This window comes from Alsobacter sp., assembly GCF_059501845.1.
In genome coordinates this window covers 568435-588512 of sequence record NZ_JCACDK010000018.1, presented here as the reverse complement: position 1 = coordinate 588512, position 20078 = coordinate 568435, and the positions used below count along the sequence as shown (strand labels likewise).

At 70.3% G+C, this 20078-nt stretch carries 20 protein-coding genes; 5 read left to right on the top strand and 15 right to left on the bottom strand.

The features are described 5' to 3' along the window. Positions 1 to 93 precede the first annotated feature (93 nt). The gene (locus AC5JCN_RS17675) at positions 94 to 2082 is read left to right on the top strand and encodes an SDR family NAD(P)-dependent oxidoreductase (RefSeq protein ID WP_495756401.1); all 1989 of its coding nucleotides are present in this window, start codon (positions 94 to 96) and stop codon (positions 2080 to 2082) included. Here the strand turns inward: AC5JCN_RS17675 and AC5JCN_RS17670 are convergent. From AC5JCN_RS17670 to AC5JCN_RS17620, 11 genes are all read right to left on the bottom strand, one after another. After that, the gene (locus tag AC5JCN_RS17670; RefSeq protein WP_495756400.1) at positions 2000 to 2929 is read right to left on the bottom strand and encodes an NAD-dependent epimerase/dehydratase family protein; all 930 of its coding nucleotides are present in this window, start codon (positions 2927 to 2929) and stop codon (positions 2000 to 2002) included. The two genes, AC5JCN_RS17675 and AC5JCN_RS17670, sit on opposite strands and share 83 nt — an antisense overlap. Beyond that, positions 2926 to 3999 (bottom strand): MraY family glycosyltransferase, encoded by a 1074-nt coding sequence (locus tag AC5JCN_RS17665; RefSeq protein WP_495756399.1) that lies wholly within the window; start codon positions 3997 to 3999, stop codon positions 2926 to 2928. The genes AC5JCN_RS17670 and AC5JCN_RS17665 overlap by 4 nt, the downstream gene beginning before the upstream one ends. 85 nt (positions 4000 to 4084) lie before the next feature. Further along, on the bottom strand, positions 4085 to 5248 hold the full coding sequence (locus tag AC5JCN_RS17660; protein WP_495756398.1) for a M20 aminoacylase family protein: 1164 nt from the start codon (positions 5246 to 5248) through the stop codon (positions 4085 to 4087). Positions 5249 to 5344: 96 nt separating this feature from the next. Beyond that, positions 5345 to 5590, bottom strand: coding sequence for a hypothetical protein (locus AC5JCN_RS17655; RefSeq protein ID WP_495756397.1), 246 nt, complete (start codon positions 5588 to 5590; stop codon positions 5345 to 5347). Between the two features lie 205 nt (positions 5591 to 5795). Continuing rightward, on the bottom strand, positions 5796 to 6458 hold the full coding sequence (gene larB, locus AC5JCN_RS17650) for a nickel pincer cofactor biosynthesis protein LarB (RefSeq protein WP_495756396.1): 663 nt from the start codon (positions 6456 to 6458) through the stop codon (positions 5796 to 5798). Beyond that, positions 6455 to 7312 carry an ATP-dependent sacrificial sulfur transferase LarE gene (larE, locus tag AC5JCN_RS17645; RefSeq protein WP_495756395.1) on the bottom strand — a complete coding sequence of 286 codons (858 nt, stop codon included), beginning with the start codon at positions 7310 to 7312 and terminating at the stop codon, positions 6455 to 6457. Before larE ends, larB begins: the two co-directional genes overlap by 4 nt. 99 nt (positions 7313 to 7411) lie before the next feature. Continuing rightward, on the bottom strand, positions 7412 to 8026 hold the full coding sequence (locus AC5JCN_RS17640; protein ID WP_495756394.1) for a helix-turn-helix domain-containing protein: 615 nt from the start codon (positions 8024 to 8026) through the stop codon (positions 7412 to 7414). A gap of 269 nt (positions 8027 to 8295) precedes the next feature. Continuing rightward, positions 8296 to 9495 (bottom strand): nickel pincer cofactor biosynthesis protein LarC, encoded by a 1200-nt coding sequence (gene larC, locus AC5JCN_RS17635; RefSeq protein WP_495756393.1) that lies wholly within the window; start codon positions 9493 to 9495, stop codon positions 8296 to 8298. Between the two features lie 10 nt (positions 9496 to 9505). Then, the gene (locus AC5JCN_RS17630; protein ID WP_495756392.1) at positions 9506 to 10825 is read right to left on the bottom strand and encodes a nickel-dependent lactate racemase family protein; all 1320 of its coding nucleotides are present in this window, start codon (positions 10823 to 10825) and stop codon (positions 9506 to 9508) included. A 10-nt stretch (positions 10826 to 10835) separates the two neighbouring features. Then, positions 10836 to 12089, bottom strand: a complete 1254-nt coding sequence (locus tag AC5JCN_RS17625; protein ID WP_495756391.1) for a glycerate kinase type-2 family protein — start codon at positions 12087 to 12089, stop codon at positions 10836 to 10838. A 96-nt stretch (positions 12090 to 12185) separates the two neighbouring features. Continuing rightward, complete coding sequence (locus AC5JCN_RS17620) at positions 12186 to 13796, bottom strand: diguanylate cyclase domain-containing protein (RefSeq protein WP_495756390.1); 1611 nt, start codon at positions 13794 to 13796, stop codon at positions 12186 to 12188. A gap of 185 nt (positions 13797 to 13981) precedes the next feature. Between AC5JCN_RS17620 and AC5JCN_RS17615 the strand changes: the two genes are divergently transcribed. From AC5JCN_RS17615 to AC5JCN_RS17605, 3 genes are read left to right on the top strand one after another with little or no spacing between them, the layout of a single operon-like run. After that, positions 13982 to 14215 (top strand): hypothetical protein, encoded by a 234-nt coding sequence (locus tag AC5JCN_RS17615; protein WP_495756389.1) that lies wholly within the window; start codon positions 13982 to 13984, stop codon positions 14213 to 14215. A gap of 22 nt (positions 14216 to 14237) precedes the next feature. Next, a complete protein-coding gene (locus AC5JCN_RS17610; protein ID WP_495756388.1) occupies positions 14238 to 14798 on the top strand; it encodes a cupin domain-containing protein in 561 nt (186 codons plus the stop codon). Further along, on the top strand, positions 14798 to 15463 hold the full coding sequence (locus AC5JCN_RS17605; protein WP_495756387.1) for a UdgX family uracil-DNA binding protein: 666 nt from the start codon (positions 14798 to 14800) through the stop codon (positions 15461 to 15463). The genes AC5JCN_RS17610 and AC5JCN_RS17605 overlap by 1 nt, the downstream gene beginning before the upstream one ends. On the opposite strand, the gene AC5JCN_RS17600 is transcribed toward AC5JCN_RS17605, so the two are convergent. After that, a complete protein-coding gene (locus AC5JCN_RS17600) occupies positions 15460 to 16203 on the bottom strand; it encodes a hypothetical protein (protein ID WP_495756386.1) in 744 nt (247 codons plus the stop codon). The genes AC5JCN_RS17605 and AC5JCN_RS17600 overlap by 4 nt on opposite strands. Before the next feature lie 544 nt (positions 16204 to 16747). Next, positions 16748 to 17779, bottom strand: a complete 1032-nt coding sequence (locus AC5JCN_RS17595; protein WP_495756385.1) for a glutamine synthetase beta-grasp domain-containing protein — start codon at positions 17777 to 17779, stop codon at positions 16748 to 16750. Between the two features lie 337 nt (positions 17780 to 18116). Here AC5JCN_RS17595 and AC5JCN_RS17590 point away from each other — a divergent pair, with 337 nt between their 5' ends. Then, a complete protein-coding gene (locus AC5JCN_RS17590) occupies positions 18117 to 18323 on the top strand; it encodes a hypothetical protein (RefSeq protein ID WP_495756384.1) in 207 nt (68 codons plus the stop codon). A gap of 104 nt (positions 18324 to 18427) precedes the next feature. On the opposite strand, the gene AC5JCN_RS17585 is transcribed toward AC5JCN_RS17590, so the two are convergent. Continuing rightward, complete coding sequence (locus tag AC5JCN_RS17585) at positions 18428 to 18682, bottom strand: hypothetical protein (protein ID WP_495756383.1); 255 nt, start codon at positions 18680 to 18682, stop codon at positions 18428 to 18430. 110 nt (positions 18683 to 18792) lie between these two features. Beyond that, the gene (locus AC5JCN_RS17580; RefSeq protein WP_495756382.1) at positions 18793 to 20019 is read right to left on the bottom strand and encodes a PAS domain-containing protein; all 1227 of its coding nucleotides are present in this window, start codon (positions 20017 to 20019) and stop codon (positions 18793 to 18795) included. Positions 20020 to 20078 lie beyond the last annotated feature (59 nt).

The window sequence follows — 20078 nt, the reverse complement described above, 5'->3', positions numbered from 1 at the left end:
GCGCAAGCGCCGGAACGTCCTCCGCGCGTTGCAATCGCAGGTACTCGCATAGGTTGACTTCCGCCCCGGCGCGGCGGATACCCGGCTCTGTCCATGAGCCTCGCCCCGCGCCTGCCCGACTGGAAGAAGCTGGCGATCGTCGTCCACGATCTGCTGGCCACCGCTGTCGCACTCACCGGGGCGTTCTTCCTGCGTTTCCAGGACGCGCGGCTCGAGGAGCGCATCCCGGACCTGCCACGGCTCGTGCTTCCCTTCGTGGTCCTGGCCGGAATCGTCTACGCCTTCTTCGGTCTCTACAAGTCGCGCTGGCGCTTCGCCTCGCTGCCGGACCTGTCCAACATCGTCAAGGCGAGCACCGTCCTCGCCCTGGCGCTGCTCGTCTTTGACTACGTACTGACCACCTCCGGCTTCTACCCCGGCGTGTTCATCGGCAAGGTCACCATCCTCCTCTACTGGATGCTGCAGATCTTCTGCCTCGGCGGTCCCCGCGTCGCCTATCGCTATGGGCGGTACGTCCGCTCGCGCGACCAGGTGCAGCGGCTCGGCACGCAGCCGGCGCTGATCGTCGGGCGCGCCGCGGAAGCCGAGATCATCCTGCGCGCTATGGAGAGCGGCGGGCTGAAGCGCATGCACGCCGCCGGCATCCTCTCGCCGCGCCAGAGCGACCTCGGCCAGTCCATCCGCGGCGTTCCGCTGCTCGGGCGCTCCACCCAGCTCGAAAAGGTCGCCGCCGACCTGCTGGAGCGCGGCATCAAGGTGAAGCGCGTGATCCTGGCCCCCTCGGCGCTGGCGCCCGACGCCGAGCCGGAGACGCTGCTCGCCGCCTGCCGGCGGCTGGGCGTGCCGCTGTCGCGCTTCCAGACGCTGGAGGAGGGCGTCACCGGCGATATCGCGCTGGCTCCCGTCGAGATCGAGGACCTCCTGCTGCGCCCGACAGTGGAGACCGACCGGGTGCGGCTGGAGAACCTGCTGCGCGGAAGGCGTGTCGCCGTCACCGGCGGCGGCGGATCCATCGGCAGCGAGATCGCCCTGCGCGTCGCCGCCTTCGGCGCGTCCGACCTCCTCGTCATCGAGAATTCCGAGCCGGCCCTGCACCAGATCACCGAGACGCTGCTGCGGCAGGCTGGCTCGACGCGCGTCTCCGGCATCATCGCCGACGTGCGCGACCGCGCCCGCATGGTGCGCGTGATGAAGGACTACCGGCCCGACCTCGTCTTCCACGCCGCCGCGCTGAAGCACGTGCCCTATCTCGAGCAGGACTGGGACGAGGCGATCAAGACCAACGTCTTCGGCTCGGTCAACGTGCTCGACGCCGCCGTCGAGGCGGGCGCCAGCGCCGCCGTGATGATCTCGACCGACAAGGCCATCGAGCCCGTCTCGATGCTCGGCGCGACCAAGCGCATGGCCGAGATGTACGCCCAGGCGCTCGACGCCGAGGGCGCCGGGCGGCGTCCGACGCGCGTGATCTCCGTGCGTTTCGGCAATGTGCTGGGTTCGAACGGCTCGGTGGTGCCCAAGTTCAAGCAGCAGATCGCGCTGGGCGGCCCCGTCACCGTCACCCATCCCGACATGGTGCGGTTCTTCATGACGGTGCGCGAGGCGGCCGACCTCGTGCTCACCGCCGCGTCGCACGCCGACCGCGATCTGCGCCGGCCGGAGGCCGACGGACAGGACAAGCCGTCGGTCTACGTCCTGAAGATGGGGCAGCCCGTCCGCATCATGGAATTGGCCGAGCGCATGGTGCGGCTGGCCGGCTTCGAGCCGGGCGTCGACATCGAGATCCAGGTCACCGGCGTCAGGCCCGGCGAACGGCTGCACGAGATCCTCTTCGGCAAGGAGGAGCCGACGGCCGACACCGAGGTGCCCGGTGTCATGGCTGCCAAGCCCTTCTTTGCCGACCGCCCCCGCATGGAAGCCTGGCTGCGCGACCTTCGCGCCGCGGTGGACGGCGTCGACCGGGCCCGCGCCGAGGCCACCCTCGCCGACGCGGTGCCGGCCCTCACCCGCGAGGCGGCTGCCCCAGCCAGCGACGCACGCCTTCCGGAGTCGTTGCCGAAGGTGGTCGCCACCCTGCGGCGCTGAGCTTTCCCGTCGAAACTTCCATCGGCCCGGCCAGCCTCTCCCAGGCGCTGCCCTGGCCCGCGAGCCGCGCGAGGCTGCCGAGCAGTTCCGGGGGAATTCCGACCAGCCCCGCCCCGCGGCCCTGCGCCGCCCGCATCGCGGCGACGAGCTCGGCGAGGCTGGACGGGACGGGATCCGCGACGAGCACCGGCCCCGTCACGCCCCCCTCCAGCGCGAGGGCGACGGCGGAAGCGAGGTTCCATACGCTGCAGAACGAGCGCCGGGCCGTCAGGCCGCCGAAAGGCAGCGGCAGGGGAAGTCCGGCGAGACGTTGCAGCGCGCCGACATTGCCGCGCACGCCCGGCCCATAGACGACCACCGGCCGCAGCGCCGTCCACGCCATGTCGAGCCGTGCCAGACCGCGCTCGGCCTCCAGCTTGGAGCGGCCATAGGCATCGGTGGGAACGGGCGGGTCCTCCTCGGTGAGAACCGCGGCGGACACGGGGCCGCACTGCGCCCGGACCGAGCTCAGGAACACGAAGCGGGCGGACCGCGCCTTCGCGGCGGCAGCGAGGTCGAGGGTCGCCCGCGTGTTGACGGCCGTGTAGAGTGCGTCTTCGACGCCCGTGGTGTGGGCGATGGCGGCGGCGTGCACGACGGCATCGACGCCGTCGAGCAAGGGGGCCCAGTCGACGGGCCGCGCCAGGTCTCCGGCAGAGCGATGCTCGGCGCCGGGCGGCAGATCCTCCGGTGCGCGCCTCGAGACGGCCCGCACCGTCCAGCCGGCCGCTGCGAGCGCCGGGACGAGGTGCTGGCCGACAAAGCCTCCCGCACCCGTCAGCAGCACCCGGCGGAGCGGGCCGCTCACCGCGGCTTCTCGGCGGCCGCTGTGTCCCCTGCGGTCCTGCGCCGGGGCCTCGACAACTCGGCCAGCAGCACGACCAGAGCAGCGATCGCGGCGGCGGTGGCGAGCAGCACCGGCGCGGTGGTGGCACGGACGGCCGCGACGGTCGCCAGCACGGCCAGGACGGCATTGGCCGCGAAGACGCGTCCAATCACCTGCGGCACGGTGAGGCCGAGATCCGTGGCGCGCTGGTAGAAGTGGGTTCTGTGGGCCTCCCAAACGCGTTCGCGCCGGGCGAGACGACGCAGCAGCGTCACGGTGGCGTCGCCGAGATAGTAGAGCGGCAGGATGCAGGCGGCTGCGAAATGCCCCTCGGCAGCCAGGCGCAGGATGGCGTAGCCCGCGAGCAGCCCCACCGGAAGACTGCCGACGTCGCCGAGGAAGACGCGCGCCACCGGGCGGTTCAGCGGGGCGAAGCCGGCCAGTGCTCCCAGCAGCGCCGCGGCGACGAGACCCCCGGCGGGGGCGCAGGCGCCGAGCGCGGCCAGCAGGCACAGCGCCGCGAGCAGGGGCACGAAGCCCGCCACCGTCATCCAGTCGATGCCGTCCATGAAGTTGGTTAGATTGACGAACCAGAGCGCCGCGACGAGCACCAGGATCCGCTCGGCCCACAGTGGGAATGCCTCAGGGAACACCCGCACCCCTTCCGGCAGCGCCCACAGCACCGCCGCCACCGCGAAAGCCTGCACCACGAAGCGCAGCGCCGCCGGCAGGGGCCGGATGTCGTCCACCGCGCCCAGCAGGGCGAGACCCACGGCGGACGCCATCAGCACGGACAGGCTGCGCGCCTCGCCCGGCCCCATGGCCGAGCCGAAGGCAAGTGCCGCGGCGATGGCGACCACGACCGCGCCGACGACCGCGATGCCGCCGCCCTGCGGTGTCGGCACGCGGTGGCTGGAGCGGGCATTGGGGCGCGCCAGCGCATAGCGGCGCAGCAGCGGCATGAGCAGCGGCAGTGATGATGCAGTCAGGACCGCCGTGGCCAGTGCCGTGACGGCGAGGAAGGCGAGGAGGCCGGGCTGAAGGGCGTGCATGGGCGCTGGAAACGGCGTGCGGGGTGCGCGACGTTAGACCAGATCACGCGCCGTCTGGCGAGCGCCGGCGCGCCTGCGCCCTTCGTCACGCCGGCTGCAGGGTCTCGACCAGCCGCACCCAGTAGCTGGTGCCGACGGGAATGGCCGTGTCGTCGAAATCGTAGTTCGGGTTGTGCAGCCCCGCCGAGGAGCCGTTGCCCACGAAGATGAACGCTCCCGGCCGCGCTTCCAGCATGTAGGAGAAGTCCTCTGCGCCCATGATCGGGTCGACGCCGGTGATCACCCGGTCCGGCCCTACCACGTCTCCGGCCACAGCGGCGGCGATGTCGGTCTCGGCGTCGTGGTTCACCGTCACGGGGTAGCCGTGGGCGTAGTCGAGCCGTGCCGTGCCGCCATGCAACGCGGCGACGCCCTCCACCACCTCGCGCATTCGCCGCTCGACCAGCGCCTGCACGTCCTTGCGCAGGGTCCGCACGGTGCCGCGAAGCTCGGCCGTCTGCGGCAGCACGTTGAAGGCGTCTCCGGCGTGGAAGGTCGACACCGACAGCACCGCGCTCTGCAGCGGATCCACGTTGCGCGCCACGATGGACTGCAGCGCCACCACGATCTGGCTGGCGACGAGCACCGTGTCGACCGAGAGATGCGGCAGGGCGGCGTGGGCGCCGCGCCCCTCCACCGCGATGGTGAAGCGGTCGGCGGCCGCCATGATCGCTCCGTGCCGGATGGCAAAGCTGCCCACGGGCAGGCCCGGCATGTTGTGCATGCCGAACACCTTGCCGATGCCGAAGCGGGTCACGAGGCCGTCGTCGAGCATGGCGCGGGCGCCGCCGCCGCCCTCCTCGGCCGGCTGGAAGATCACCACGGCCGTCCCGGAAAAGTTGCGCGTCTCCGCCAGGTGGCGGGCCGCGCCGAGCAGCATGGCGGTATGGCCGTCATGGCCGCAGGCGTGCATCTTGCCGGCGGTGCGGGATGCCCAGGGCTTGCCTGTCGTCTCGTTGATGGGCAGCGCGTCCATGTCGGCGCGCAGGCCGACGACGCCGTCGCTGCTGCCCTTGCCCTTGATCACGCCGACGACGCCGGTGCGGCCGATCCCCGGCACGACCTCGTCGCACCCGAAGGCGAGAAGCTTGCGCCGCACGAATTCGGCGGTGAGGTGGACGTCGTAGTCGAGCTCGGGCTGCGCGTGCAGCTCCCGTCGCCATCCGGCGATCTCTTCGGAGACGGCTGCGACCCGGTTCACGATGGGCATGACGGCCTCGGGGCTCGGCGCCGGCAGGCGCGGGCTCCCAGCAAACGGGATCGCACCCTGCGGGTCAACCGTGTCGGGTGGTCGCCGGCCTGCGGCTCAGGCGTCCTCGCGGCCGGCGGAGGTCACCGCGCGGCCCAGCCACAGCAGCACCGCGAATGCCGCGACCATCGCAAGCACGGCCTCCAGCGCCGGGAGATGATGCCGTTCCGTGATCTGGGCGGCCTTCAGGGAGATGGTCGCGATGGCATTGAGCCCGAGCACGGCCACCGTCGCGCCGAGTGCTCCAAGGGCGATGAGTCCGGCCGTCAGAAGGGTCCGGTAGAGCGATCTCTGGGTCGTCATGCCTTGTCCTCCTGCGCCGGCAGACACGCCGAACGCCAACTCCCGGTCGTTGCCGGTTCGTCCCCCATGAGACGGTTACGCCACTTGATCAATCTAGATTAAGGACATATTTTCGCCCACCCGCAACCCCAACACGTACGAATTCGTGCTTTCGCGAGCAATATCCGAGGGTTCAAGGGATTCCTGGTGCGATTCTTGACACGTGTCAGCTCGGAGCGGTGCACAAGCGGAGCGCGCGTAACGCAATGCAGGCGGCGCCATATCCGTTATCAACATTGACGACGGCGACCCCCGGCGCGCAGGTGGCGAGCGATGCCTCGAGAGCCGGGCGGCCTCCCGCGGCCACGCCGTAGCCGACGGAGGTGGGCAGTGCGACGACGAGTCCCGGCACCAGACCGCCGACGACGCTGACCAATGCGGCGTCCATGCCGGCCGCCACGATGACGACAGGGCAGGCGCGGATCTCCTCGATACGGTCGAGCAGGCGCCAGAGCCCGGCAACCCCGACATCGGCGATCTCGCGCGCCGGCTGGCCGTAATAGGCAAGCGTCCGGAGAGCCTCGCGCGCCATCGGCAGGTCCGAGGTGCCGGCTGCGACGACGGCGACGGGTGAGCCGGCCCGGGCGGGATGGGAAGGGCCGAACAGAGCCGTGCGGGACAGGGGGTCGTAGTCCATCGCGGCGCGATGGGCCGGCGCGAGCGCTCCGTGGCGCTCCGCATCGAGCCGGGTGAGGAAAATGCCGCCGCCGCGCGCCGCGACTTCATCGAGAATGTGATCGATCTGTCCGGATGTCTTGCCGGCGCAGTAGACGGCCTCGTCGAGGCCGATGCGCGCATGGCGGCCATGGTCGAGAACCGTCTCGCTCACGCGACACCCTCGCGCAGGAAGGCGCTGCCGTTGCGATAGGCCGCGAAGGACACGGCGGACTCCACGCCCGCCTCGCGGAAGAGCGCGGCGATGTGCCCGGCCAGTGCCGCATCCTCTCCAAGGGCCGAAAGGCTGGCGGGATCCAGCTCGACGACGACGCCGGCGCGCCGCAGGCGGCACCTCACGGCACTGTCCTGGCCGATCTCCGGCAGTGCGCGGGCCACCATCCGCTCGGCTGCATGGATCGCCGCCAGCAGCCGTGGCCGGATGGCGATGCCGGTTTCCACGCGGCTCGACAGGCAGGGTGCGGCCGGGAGGGAGGCGACTTCGGCAAGGCCGAGGTGCCGCGCCAGCGCCCGGACGCCGGCCTTGCCGATGTCTGCTTCGAGGAACGGGTGGCGCACGCCATGCTCGCGGGCGGCGTCCAGCCCCGGCCGGTACTCGCCGAGGTCATCGAGGTTGGCGCCGGAGACGATCGGCATGTCCGTCGCCCGCCCGATGGCGGCGTAGAGGTTGGTCTTGCAGAAGAAACAGCGATTGACCGGGTTCGCGGCGTAGGATGGGTCTGAGAGCTCCGCGGCGTCGATGACGCGCATCCGCCAGCCGGCGAGGGCGGCGTGGCGGACCACGCGCTCGGTCGCTTCGGCAGGGACCGCCGGCGAGGATGCGTGCAGCATCATGCTGGCAGCGCCCAGCGTGCGATGCGCCATCTCCGCCAGGGTCATGCTGTCCACGCCACCGCTGACGGCGACGGCGGCGGAGCCCATTCCGGCGAGCACGGCACGCAGCGACGCCGCGAGCACCTCGGGAGCGGGCAACTCGGGACTTTGGGCGTCCTGTCTTTCGGCGATCATCCGGCTCCTCGCGGCCATGCGCCGGGAAGCGCGGCTGCCGACCTTAGCGGCGTCCCCGCCGATCGGGCAACGTCGCCAAGGCGAGCGGGATCCGAAACCTCAGATCGGCCCATCCATGTGCAGGGCCGGACGGGCGAGATCGCGCAGCGCGTCGTGGTCGAGCACGATGAAGCGGTTGCCGTTCACGTCCACGCCGGAGCTGCGCAGCACGTTCAGCGCACGCGACAGCGTCTCCGGCGATGCCCCGACGGCCGCTGCGAGCTGGCGCTTGGACAAGCCGAAGTCGACGACGTTGGTGTCGGGCGCGTTCTTCTGCTCGCGCAGGATCCGGATGGCGAGGCGCTCCACGGCCGAGCGGAGCTTCTGGTTCAGGATCTCGCGGGCCGACAGGGACGTGGTGCGGGCGAGCTCGCAGGCCAGGCGATAGGCAAGCCCGGATTCGTTGCGCACGGCATGGCGGATCGAATCGGCCGGGATCATCAGGATGTCCGACCGCTCCACCGTGACGTAGGAGCTGAAGGCCGGTTCATCCAGAAGCACGGAAGAGTGCGCGAAGCAGTGGCTGGGCCGTACGATGTAGAGAATTGTCTCGACACCATTGTGCTCCGCTTTCGCTTCCACTTTCCCCTTGACCAGACCGTAGAGGAAGGAAAACCGGTCCCCCGCCCTGATCAGCTCGACGCCCTCAGGAAAGCTGTGGAACAAGCTGGTCATGGCAATCTGGCTAATGACTTCGTCAGAGACGCCGGAGAACAGCGCGAGCCTGCGAAATACTTCGAGAGGATTTTCCCGCATCGTATCGATTCACCTGCCGTCAGCCGGAGCTGTGTTCGTCACAAGCTCACCATAAAGTAGAAGCAGGATTGTGTGCAATCATAGGTACGTATGCCCTGAACCGGATCGGTGGAATACGTAGGCCCTCCTCAGAGCAGCCGCTGTCCTTCCAGAAAAAAGCTGATCACATCAGTCGACGAGACAACCAGTCAGCCGGTCTGATCTGACGCCCGGTCAGTCTCCTCGGCCAGCTGAGCGGCGCGGCGCCTTGCAGCAAGGCTTGCGCCGGCGAGATCGTCGCTCTCCGCCTTCGCCGTCCTGCCGCCGCCCGGGCGCTCGACCGTCTTGAGGCGGACCCCGCCCGTGCCTTCCGACATCGCCCGGGGCAGCACACGGCGCGATTCCAGCCTCCAGCGCAGCCCGATCGTCGCCGTTTCCACGAAACACCGGGCGATGACGTCCTCCAGCGCCTCGGGCCGGACGAGCACGCGAACCTCCTGGGCCGGTCGGCCCTTCTTGCCCATGCGTGCGCCGGAGCTGACATCGAGCACGCCGGCATGCGCCCGCAGCCGGTCGCAGGCGGTGGCGATTTCCTCGCCGGTCATGTCGTCGATGTCGAATGTGATCACACCGACGCTGTCGGCGGCGCCCGCATGCACCTCCTGCTCGAACAGCAGGGCGCGCAGCACGTTGGGAAGGCCGGGCAGGTCCCGCGTGCCGGCCCCCGTCCCGGTTGCGAGAAGACGACCCGCCGCGATTCGGGCCGGCTCGCTGCCGCAGAGATGGCGCAGGGCCGCGGCGCCCGTCGGGGTGACCCGTTCTCCGGTCACGCCATCGTCGCGCCAGCGGAAGCCCGCCAGCAGCGCCGCGGTCGCCGGCGCCGGCACCGGCAGCAGGCCGTGCTGCGTCTTCACCAGGCCGCCGCCGCGCGGCAGGTCCGAGACGCTCCAGGTGGCGGGACCCAGCGCTGCGGCGAGGCTGCCGACGGCCACCACGTCGGCCAGCGAGTCCCAGTCCGCGATCTCGTGGAAATGGACCTCCTCCACCGCGACGCCGTGCAGCGCGGCCTCGGTCTCGGCGATCAGGCGCAGGATGGCGAGCGCGTGGCCTGCCGTTCCCGGAGAGAGGTCCGCGCGCTCGATGCGCTCGCGCATGTCGCTATAGGAGCCCGCCGGCCCGCCATGGGCGCCCGCCGGAGCCGGCTCTCCGTCCAGCCGGAAGCGCCGCGCCCTGAGGCCTCCGCTGAAGCCCTCCACCAGCCTTGGCAGCCCGGCCTCGGCCGGGAGCACGCGGGATAGGTCGCGTTCGACCCGGTCCAGCAGGTCCGGCCGCGCATCCAGCAGCGCTGCGACCAGCATGTCGCCGGCAACGCCGCCGACCGCGTCGAGATGGACGTGGAGAGCCGCCACCGGGATTTCGTCAGGCAACCGAGCCGCGCACCGGCACGACGTAGGGTCCCTCCGGGATGAATGCGACGGCCGGGTCGCCCGACCGGTCGATGCTCTCGGCCACGGCCCGGTCGATGTTGTCGATGATCTCCACTGCCGTGATGCGCCGCTCCTCGGTGTCGAGGCCGGTGGTGTAGAGTGCGATGCGGCCGAGCCGCATCGGCTTCAGCTGCATCTCGGTCTGCCACTCGTCGACCTCGGCGAGCGTTTTGGCGGTGAGCGTGGCGAGAAACCGCTCCGGGCCTAGCTCCACCAGCCGCGCCTGCGCCTCGCGGAACTCCGGCGAGCCGAAGCCCTCCGAGCACTCCGAGGCGATGATGAGGGTCCCGCCGGGCTCGAGAATGTCGAGCGGCGTCACCATGCCCTTGACCGTCTGGTAGTAGGTCTTGTCCAGCGGGTAGCCGGCGGAGGAGGTGACGACCGTGCTGAAGCGCCGGGGCACCTCGATGCGCGTCGCGCCAGCGATGAAGTCGACCGCCGCGAGATGGCTGCCGATGATTTCGCCGAAGGTGACGTGGACGAGATCGCGGTCCTCGTCGATCACCGTGTTCAGGGCGTAGACGTCGCCCAGCATCCGGATGATCTCCAGCTGCTCCTCGTGCAGCGGATTGCCGACGAGGTTGCACTGGACCGCGAGCGGATCCTCCATGAAGCGCGCCGAATGGAAGGTGCGGATGGTCTCGTGACCCGCGACGCCGGGCGCCACCACCTTCCGGCCGCCCGACCATCCCGCCATGAAGTGCGGCTCGACGAGACCCGTCGCGATGCGCAGCCCGGCCTCGGCGAAACGCCGGTCGATGCTCACCGGCGTGCCCCGCGTGGCCGTCCGGCCGAGGTCGACGTGGTCTTCCGTGCTGCGGGCGAAATGGTTCTCGACGCGCACCTCCGCCAGCACCCAGGGGTCGCCCACCAGTTCGGCCAGCTCCTCTCCCTCGTTGGGACGGTGCAGTCCGGTGGCCACCAGCACGGTGATGTTGTCGAGCGGGATGCCCTGCTCGACCAGCGTCGTGATCATGGGCCGCAGGAACAGCCGGTTCGGCACTGGCCGCGTGATGTCGCAGATGAGGATGCAGGCGCTGTCCCTGCCGCGTGCCAGGTCCGCCAGCGGGGCCGAGCCGATGGGGTTGTCGAAGGCCGCCCGGATCGCCGCCGCCGGATCGGGCAGCTTGGGCAGCACCGCCTTGCGGATGACGGTCGGCTGCGCGCCGGGGGGCAGCGTCACCGGCAGGTGCCCGCGGCCATAGGCGATGGGGATGGTGATGCCTCTGGCGGAGTCGGTCGGGGCGGTCACGGCGGGCTCCTCATCGGATCAGGATGGCGCGGAAATCATTGACGTTGGTCAGGGTCGGGCCAGTCTCCACCAGACGGCCGAGCGCGGAAAAGGCTCCCCAGGCATCGTTGTCCTCGAGGCGGGAGACGAGGTCTATCCCGGCCTCACGGGCCTGCGCGGCCAGCCGGTCGTCGAACCACGCGCCGGCATTGTCCTCCGAGCCGTCGATGCCGTCGGTGTCGCAGGCGATGGCCGAGACGTTCGCGAGCCCGCCCAGCGCCACGGCGAGGGACAGCAGGAACTCGGCGTTGCGTCCGCCCCGTCCATGGCCTCTCAGCGTCACGGTGGTCTCGCCGCCCGACAAGAGCACGCAGGGCCGGGGCAGCGGCTGACCGTGCTCGACGACCGACCGCGTGACGCCGGCAAAGACGCGCGCCACCTCGCGGGCCTCACCCTCGATGGCATCGCCCAGCAGCAGCGGCGTGACGCCGAGGTCGCGCGCCGCCCGGGCCGCGGCCTCGAGCGCCATCTGCGGCGTCGCCAGCATGTGCACGGCACCGCCCGGCACCGGGCCGTCGATCGCATTGTCCCGGATCGCTTCCTCGAGGCCCGGCCGTAGCGCAATGCCGTAGCGCCGCAGGATGGAAAGGGAGAGCTCTGCATCGCCCGGCTCGGGGATGGTGGGCCCGGAGCCGATGACGCCGGGGTCGTCTCCCGGCACGTCCGAGATGAGATAGGTGACCAGCGTCGCACGGCGCGCTGCGGCGGCGAGCCGGCCGCCCTTGATGGCCGAGAGCGCCTTGCGCACGCGGTTCATCTCGCCGATGGGGGCGCCGCAGCGCAGCAGCGCGCGGTTGATCTCCTGCTTGTCCTCCAGCGTCACGCCGGGAGCGGGCAGGGTGAGCAGCGCCGAGGCTCCGCCGGAGACGAGCGCGACGACGAGATCGTCCGGCCCCGCCGACTGCGCCAGCTCCAGGATGCGCCGGGCCGCGTCGCGGCCGGCTTCGTCGGGCACGGGATGGGAGGCTTCCACCACCTCGACCCAGCGCGTCGGTGCGCCATGGCCGTAGCGCGTCACGACGACGCCCTCGCAGGGGCGGCTGCAGGCGTCGCTCCAGGCATGCTCGAAGGCCTGCGCCATGCGGGCCGAGGCCTTGCCGGCGCCGAGCACGATGGTGCGGCCCTTCGGCGGGGCGGGCAGCCTGCCCTCGAAGCGCCCGTCCGGCAGCGCCACCGAGAGCGCCGCCTGGAACAGCGCGTCGAGGATCCTCTTGTCGTCGCTCACGGGCCCTCCGGGCGGTCGGCGTTTCCCGTCCGAGGTATAGCACCGGCCCGCGGCCCTCGTCGCCTGCCCGGGTGGCGGCCGCGCCATGCGGCCGCGTCAGGCCGCGGCGCCCTTGTTCGGGGTGAGGTCGAGGATCTCCTGGTCGTCGCCGTCCTCGACCTTCGGCCTGGAGCCGCCGTCCTTCTTCCCGGCCGCGGCGACCTTCCGCAGCGCCGCCAGGCTCGTGTCGGCGGCGGCGAGCGCGCGGGCGAGCGCGGCGTCGGCAGAGACGGGGTCGAACACGACACCCTTGCCCCGGCCGTCCTTGCGGGCCCGCATCAGGGCGATGTCGGCGTGGCGGAGGATCTGGTCGGTGCTCGCGCCGTCCGCGGGGCACCATGCCGCCCCCGCCGCCACCGTGACCGGGATCGACTGTCCCTCGAATGACACCGGCTTCCCGAGCGCGGCCACCAGCGTTGCGAGCAGGCCGGCGAGTTCGGCGCGTGTGGCGGCCGGTGTCGTGATCAGCGCGAATTCATCGCCGCCGAGCCGGGCCGGCAGGGCCGATCCGCCGCCAAACGCCTCCCGGAGCCGCATGGCGATGGTGATTGCGACCGCGTCCCCGGCGCGCTGGCCCAGCGTGTCGTTGACGAGCCGCAGTTCGTCGATGTCGATGAGCACCACGCCGAAGGGCTTCGCCGTGGCGCCCATCAGGTTGGCCTCCAGCCGGCTCCGGAACCAGAGGCGGTTGGCGAGCCCGGTCGCACCGTCGTGGCGCGCCGCCCGCAGGACGGCCTCCTCCTGCAGGCCGAGGCGGCCGGCGATCTCGCGCCGCGCGATGGCACCGGCCAGCCCGCCGATCGCCGCCAGCATGAGCAGCGCCACCACGGGCGCCACAGCCGAGGCGAGCGCCCTCTTGGCGGGGGCGGCCCGGGTCCAGATGGCCACGGCCGCGGGCTGGCCGGCGGCATCGGTGAGCACGCGCCCGTCCGGATTGGGCGGAATGCCCCTCGGCACCGGCACGATCCGCAGGTCGTCCACCTGCGCCGTGCGGCCGAGATCCGCCACCCGGTTGCCGACCAGTTCGCGCACGTCGATCAGCACCGTCGGGTCTTCCTGACGCAGCAGCGGCGGCGAGACGGGCTGGATGGCGACGACGGTGAGGAGCACCGGCATGCCGGAGACCACGCCGAGGTCATGGTCGTAGATGGCACGCACCATCGCCCCCGACTGCGGCAATTGCAGCATGAAGCGGCCGGGCTCGGCCGGGTCGGGCTGCACGGAGTTGCGGTAGACCCGCCGCACGCGTTCCACCAGCGGCGCGGCGGCGTCCAGCACCGGCGCAGCCTCTTCCACGGTCGGCGGGGCGTTGGTGCCGCTGTGGAAGAGCGGCTTGCCATCCGGGGCGAGCACGATGGCGTGTTCGCCGGTGTCGGGCGGGAAGACGGCCGAGCCGAAGACGGAGCGCAGCCAGGGGAGGTCGCGCCCGACCGCCACCTTCTGGGCCTGCTCGTCGCCGTTGACGAGTGGGAACACTTCCGCCGCGGCGACCTCCCCGGCGAGGCCGATGGCCCGCTTGATGGCGGTCAGCTCGCGCCCGTCCGTCAGCGCGTCGGCCGCCACGGCAGAGCGCCACGCCGACACGCAGCCCACCGCGAACGCCGCGAGGAGCCCCGCGGCGAGGATGGCGAGGAGCCAACGCATGCGTGATGCCGTGAGCTTGGCCAAGCCGGCAGGTCCGTCGCGGCCGCAGCCGCCCCGGACAGCGTGCATCAGCCGGGCTTTCGGCATGGTTAACAGGACTGAAACGAAGCTCCGGACATCAGCCGGATGCAACCCCGCCGTGCAGGTTCGTTCCTCGCGGGATCGATCGCGCCGTCCGGACGTTGCCGCGTCCGATACGGAGATCGAACATGGCCGACATCAAGACCAAAATGCTGTCCCGCTTCACCGCCAAGCAGGGCGGCGACAGCTTCACGCTTCACATCGAGGACGAGAGCGGCGGAACGCTCGAACTCGCCGCAACGCGCGACCAGCTCGACGTGATTGCCGATGCGCTGGACGACCTTCTCGCCGACACCGAGGAGGATGACGCGACCGGCGCGGCCGAGGACGAGATCGAGGAGGACAAGGCCGGCGCGCGCTGAGCGCCGGTCGACGGGAGAGACCATGACCGAACGACCGTCAAGTGCTGCATTCGCCCCCGCCGCCCCCGAGACGATCGTGTCGGGGCGCGACGGGCCCTTCCCCAACTCGCCCTATCCTGCGCTCGTCTATCGCCGGGTGATCGGGACCCAGTCCGGCCCGGCTGCATTCGAGGATCTGTTCGCCGCGAACGGCTGGACCGGGAGCTGGCGAAACGGCATCTACGGCTTCGACCATTTCCATACGACGGCGCACGAGGTGCTCGGCATCGCCGCCGGCGAGGTCAATGCCCTGCTCGGCGGACCCAATGGCCGCAGCGTCAAGCTGCAGGCCGGAGACGTCGTCGTGCTGCCGGCCGGCATGAGCCACCGCAATCTCGGCTCCTCCTCCGATCTCCTCGTGGTCGGCGCCTATGCCGGCGGCCGGACCGCCGACCTGCGGCGCGGGACGGAGGAGGACGTGGACGCCGCCGCCTTGGCCGCGTCGCGCGTTCCGCTGCCGGACGGCGACCCGGTGACGGGGCCTGGCGGCGCCCTGGTTCAGCTCTGGACGGCGGTGCCCGAAGCACCTCCGGGCGTGCCGTGATGACCGGCGATCTTTTCGAGCGCCTCGATGGCGCCGCAGCCCCCGTCGGCGGCCCCGCCGCTGAACCCGCCACGCTGGACGCGCTCTACGCGGCGCAGGCCGCCCTCGAGGAGGAGGGCGCGGGCACCGGCCGCTTCGTCCCCGGCGAGGGCCCGGCCAACGCGCCGCTTCTGTTCGTCGGCGAGCAGCCCGGTGACCAGGAGGACCTCGCGGCACGGCCCTTCGTCGGCCCCGCCGGCCAGGTGCTGGCGCGCGCGCTGGACGAAATCGGCCTCGGGCGCGGCGACGTGTACCTGACCAACGCCGTGAAACGGTTTCACTTCTCCCAGCGCGGCAAGCGCCGTCTGCACGAAAAGCCGACCACCGACCAGATCCGCAAGGAGCGCTGGTGGCTGGAGAAGGAGATCGGCCTCGTCGCGCCCCGCCTCGTCGTGGCGCTGGGCGGCACCGCGTTGCATGCGCTGGCGGGCAAGGCCATGCCGGTCAACCGCAATCGCGGGCCGCTGCGGCTCGCGACGGGGCGCCGGGCCTTTGTGACCATCCACCCGTCGTCGCTGCTGCGCCAGCCCGACCCCGACGCGCGCCAGCGGGAGTGGCTCGCCTTCGTCGAGGACATCGGCCGCGCCAAGGCCCTGGCCGAAGCCGATCCGCAGGCGGGTCCCTAGTCGTTGGAGCGGACGCGGGCGAACAGGCTGGCGCGTTCCGCCAGCGACGAGGTGCGGGAGGCGCCAGGCGGCTCCTTGTCGCCGGAGGCGCGGCCGCTGCGAGCCCGCAGGGCATCGTACTCGGCCTTGTTGATCCGCCTCTCCTCGGTGCGCGTGCCGTCGGGGAGCAGGCGGAACGTGACGAAGCGATCCTTCGCGTTGCCGTCCGGCAGCACGACCAGCGATCCGGCGGGTTCCGGCGCGGCATCAGCCGCGGCGACGGTGGCCGGTTCCGGCGCGCCATCCCACAGGGCAAACCCGGTGATGCCGACCATCGTCACGACGAAGCCGGCCAGGGCCGACATCCACGCCGCGGCATGACGGCGGCGGGCTTTCAGCGGCCCGAAACCCTTCCGGACCCTCTGCGACGCGTCTTCGATGGCCGCCTTGAGAGCGGCGAGTTGCTCGCGCGAGAGCCGCACGGCCTCGGGCACCCACCCCTTTTCGAGCACGGCGGAGCGGCTGACCAGCACGCGGAATTCCTCGGGTCCGAAAACCGGCTTCACGGCTTCGATGACGAGGCAAGGCGCGCCGCTTTCCTCGAGGAAGGGCCGCAGTGCAAAGTAGCGGGACTGCGCCGCGGTCTCGCTGGAACAGGTTTCCACCAGCATCCAGGTGGACGGGGGCAGGTCGGCGACCGTCGATCCCGCGTTTCTCACGACGATCAGGTAGCGCCGGACCGGTGCGGATACGGTGGCCATGGGCTTCCCCTCCGGACCGCTCGTTGACTTTACTCAAGTCAATAGTAACGCCAGCGAGTGAAGCGGGAGTAAAGTTTTCGAGGGCCTTTTGCCCGCCTGTCTGGGCCTCGTTCAGCCGCTCGTTCGGGCGGTGCGGCGGCGTTCCGTCGATACGGGGACTGCTTGCCGAATGACGCGCGAAGGGTTTGTTGCCCGGAGAGGCCGTACCGTTCGGATCGGCTGCTTTCGAGCCAGCGTCAGCCCAAGACCCCGAGCTTGACCGCGACGGCAGCGACTGCGCCGATGAAGGACGCGACGGTAAGCGCGATGCTCATTCTCAACTCAAACACGGGAACCCCTGTCACTGCACGCGGCACACCCGGTTTGCGCGCATTTGAATGAAAAAGACATCGCAATGTCTATGCAGTGTGAACGACGGAATACCCGGCGCCGTGCACGCGTCTGAATCGTTCGTTAAGACGATCAAGTGAAATCACCCCCTGAACGAAAACGGGCGGGCGCACGGTTTTCCCGTGGCCCGCCCGGCTGATTGATCGGTGTCGGCTCAGGCGGCCGCGGTCGCCTTCAGGGGCACGGTCGAGATCGTCTTCAGGATCTGCGACGCGATCTGGTAGGGGTCCCCCTGGGAGTTCGGGCGGCGATCCTCGAGGTAGCCCTTGTAGCCGTTGTTGACGAAGCTGTGCGGGACACGGATCGAGCAGCCGCGGTCCGCGACACCCCAGCTGAAGGTGTGGATCGACGCCGTTTCATGCTTGCCTGTCAGGCGCATGTGGTTGTCGGGGCCGTAGACGGCGATGTGGTCCTCGCGGGCCGCTGCAAAGGCCGCCATCAGGGACTCGAAGTACTCCTTCCCGCCAACCTCGCGCATGTAGGAGGTCGAGAAGTTGCAGTGCATGCCCGAGCCGTTCCAGTCGGTGTCGCCGAGCGGCTTGCAGTGGTACTCGATGTCAATGCCGTATTTCTCGGTCAGCCGCTCCATGAAGTAGCGGGCGAGCCACATCTCGTCGGCGGCCCGCTTGGAGCCCTTGCCGAAGATCTGGAATTCCCACTGGCCCTTGGCCACCTCGGCGTTGATGCCCTCATGGTTCAGGCCGGCCGCGAGGCAGATGTCGAGGTGCTTCTCGACGATCTCGCGCGCGACGTCGCCGACCTTGCTGTAGCCGACGCCCGTGTAATAGGGCCCCTGCGGAGCGGGATAGCCGGCGTCAGGGAAGCCGAGCGGGCGCCCGTTCTTGAAGAAGAAGTATTCCTGCTCGAAGCCGAACCACGCACCCTCGTCGTCGAGGACGGTCGCACGCTTGTTGGACGGGTGCGGCGTGAGGTCCGGCATCAGCACCTCGCAGAGCACCACCGCCCCATTGGTGCGGGTGATGTCTGGAACGACGCGCACCGGCTTCAGCACGCAGTCCGAGCTGTGGCCCTCGGCCTGCAGCGTGGACGAGCCGTCGAAGCCCCACAGCGGCAGCTGATCGAGCGTCGGAAAGCTGTCGAATTCCTTGATCTGCGTCTTGCCACGCAAGTTGGGCGTCGGCGTGTAGCCGTCCAGCCAAATGTACTCGAGCTTGTACTTCGTCATGTCCTCTCGCTCCTGACGGGCCGATTCCCGAGGGCTCCGCGCCTGCACGGACGGCGGCCTCGGGCCGTCACGGACCCGGAGGAGAGGAGGCATATTGCGTGCCAGTTCACGGGCCAGGAACCGCCCGTCGCCCGGCCAGCGCATGCCTTGGGCACGCAACAAGCGCGGCTATGCACAAGGTCGCGCCAGAGGCTAGGGTGGAGGCTTATGAATGAGCAGCTTGCCCAAACTTTAACACTGTTGTGCTCGAATTCGTGCTTGTAGCGTGGAACAGGACCTTTCAGAAGCGCGTTCCCCATTCACTCCGAGCGCCACCACGGCGCGGAAGGAGGGAGCCATGAACGACACCCGGACGCACGGCCCAGTCGCCGATCTGCCTTCCAACGTCTACCGCCTGGCCGATCGGATCCGCCTGCGGAACGGTCTGTCGCGCGGTCCCGCCCTGCCGATCCCCGCCACGCCGAAGCCGGTGGTGAATTGGGACAGCTGGTACCACGAAGAAGCGCTCCGCCCGCCTGACCTGCCGACACTTCCCAAGGCCTGACCAAGGTCCGACCTGATCAATCCTGCAGCAGAGCTGCGGCGATCAGCCGTCGGCGGTTGCCATGCCGAGCCGGCCAGCCCCTGGCACTGGCCGGCCTGTCGACGTCAGTTGCACTTTTCTTTGTGCACCGTCTGTGTGTCGCCCATGTCGTTCTGGGACGTCACCGTCTTCGACTTGCACTCCGTTACCGAACCCGTCACCTCGCGGCTCTCGACCGTACCGGGTGCATTTTGCTCGATCGTCACGCTGGTGCCCGGCGTCTGGGTCGTCGTGGTGGTGGTCGTGGTCGAATCCTGCGCAAAGGCGGGCGTACCCGCCAGCATGATCGCCGCGACGGCGAGAAGGGGCAGCGTCCTCATGGTATCGCTCCGGTCGGGGTTAACGGTGGCGGGATTCTCCGCCGCCCCGCGGTTCTTGCCCTGCGAGGCCTTCCCGAACGTCGCTTTCGTCTTTTCGTTCCGGGACTCCGTCAGCTCTCGGGTTCGGTGAGGAGCCGCGACCGCACGAGAATGCCGATGCAGCGGCTGCGCCCGTCCAGCAGCGGCGAGAGCTCGATGGCAAACAGCCGCTCGCCTCCATCGGCAACCGGGAGCGAGGCGACGAACGACGTGAACATCCCGTCCGAGGCCCGCGAGAGAGCGCGGTCGGCCTCGGTGCGGCTCTCCTGCGTAAACGTCGCCACCCACGACCCGGACGTTTCACGGCGGGGTCCGAAGCGGGTTTCCGCGACCTCGTTCTGGTCGACCACTCCGCCGGTGTCGTCGAGGAGCTGGATGGCGTCGCGCGTCAGGTGCCATGCGGCCTCCGCGATGGCAGCGGACAGCGCCGGGGTGGAGGGCGGATGGATGGCCGTCGACAGGTCCGCTCCGTCCTGCTCGGGATCGCGCAAGGGCCGGGACGTCACGTCCATGTAGATGCCCGTGACACGCTTCACGGCGCCTTCCGGGCTGCCCTGGGCCCGGCCGATGGACCTCACGCGCCGCACCACGCCGGAGGGCAGGACGATCCTGAATTCGTCGTCGAACTCGCCGCCCCACAGCGCCAGCCGCTCGCGCAGCGAGCCGTAGGCCGGCCTGTCCTTGGGATGAATGCGGCTGCTGATGTCGGCCGGCAGCGCTTCCGACTGCGCAAGCCCGAGCAGCGCGCGGCAGTGCTCGGAGAGCTCCGTCTGCTGGCCGTCTTCGCTCTCCTCGATCTCGAACCAGGCGAGGCGCGCCGCCTCGGCGATGCGTGCCAGCCGGTGCCTGGCGTCGAGCGCCTCCATCTCCAGCGCCACACGGTCCGTGACGTCGCGGTCCGAGCCCACCATGCGGACCGGCCGGCCGAAGGAATCACGGACTACGATCGCCCGCGTATCGGTCCATCGCACCGAGCCGTCCTTGCGGATCATGCGGAAGCGCAGATCGTAGTCGGAGCGCCCTTCCAGCGCGGCCTCGATGGCGTGGCCGACGCGCTCGACATCCCCGGGATGGATGAGCTCCTTCACCCCGGCGGCAGAGGTGGGAACCTCGTCCATCCGCATCTGAAGAGCACCGGCGAGGCCTTCGTCCCAGACGATGGTGTCGTGCACCACGTCCCAGTCCCAGAAGAACACCCGTGCCGCCTGCATGGCGAGGCGAAGCCGCTCTTCCCGGGCGATGAGGACGGCAACCTCCGCCATGGTGTCGATCGTGCGGACATCGTCGCGTGCGGTCATCGTGGACTTCCGTATGCGGTCGACCATGGAGAGGTCGGGGTGAATCGCGTCTGAGTTGT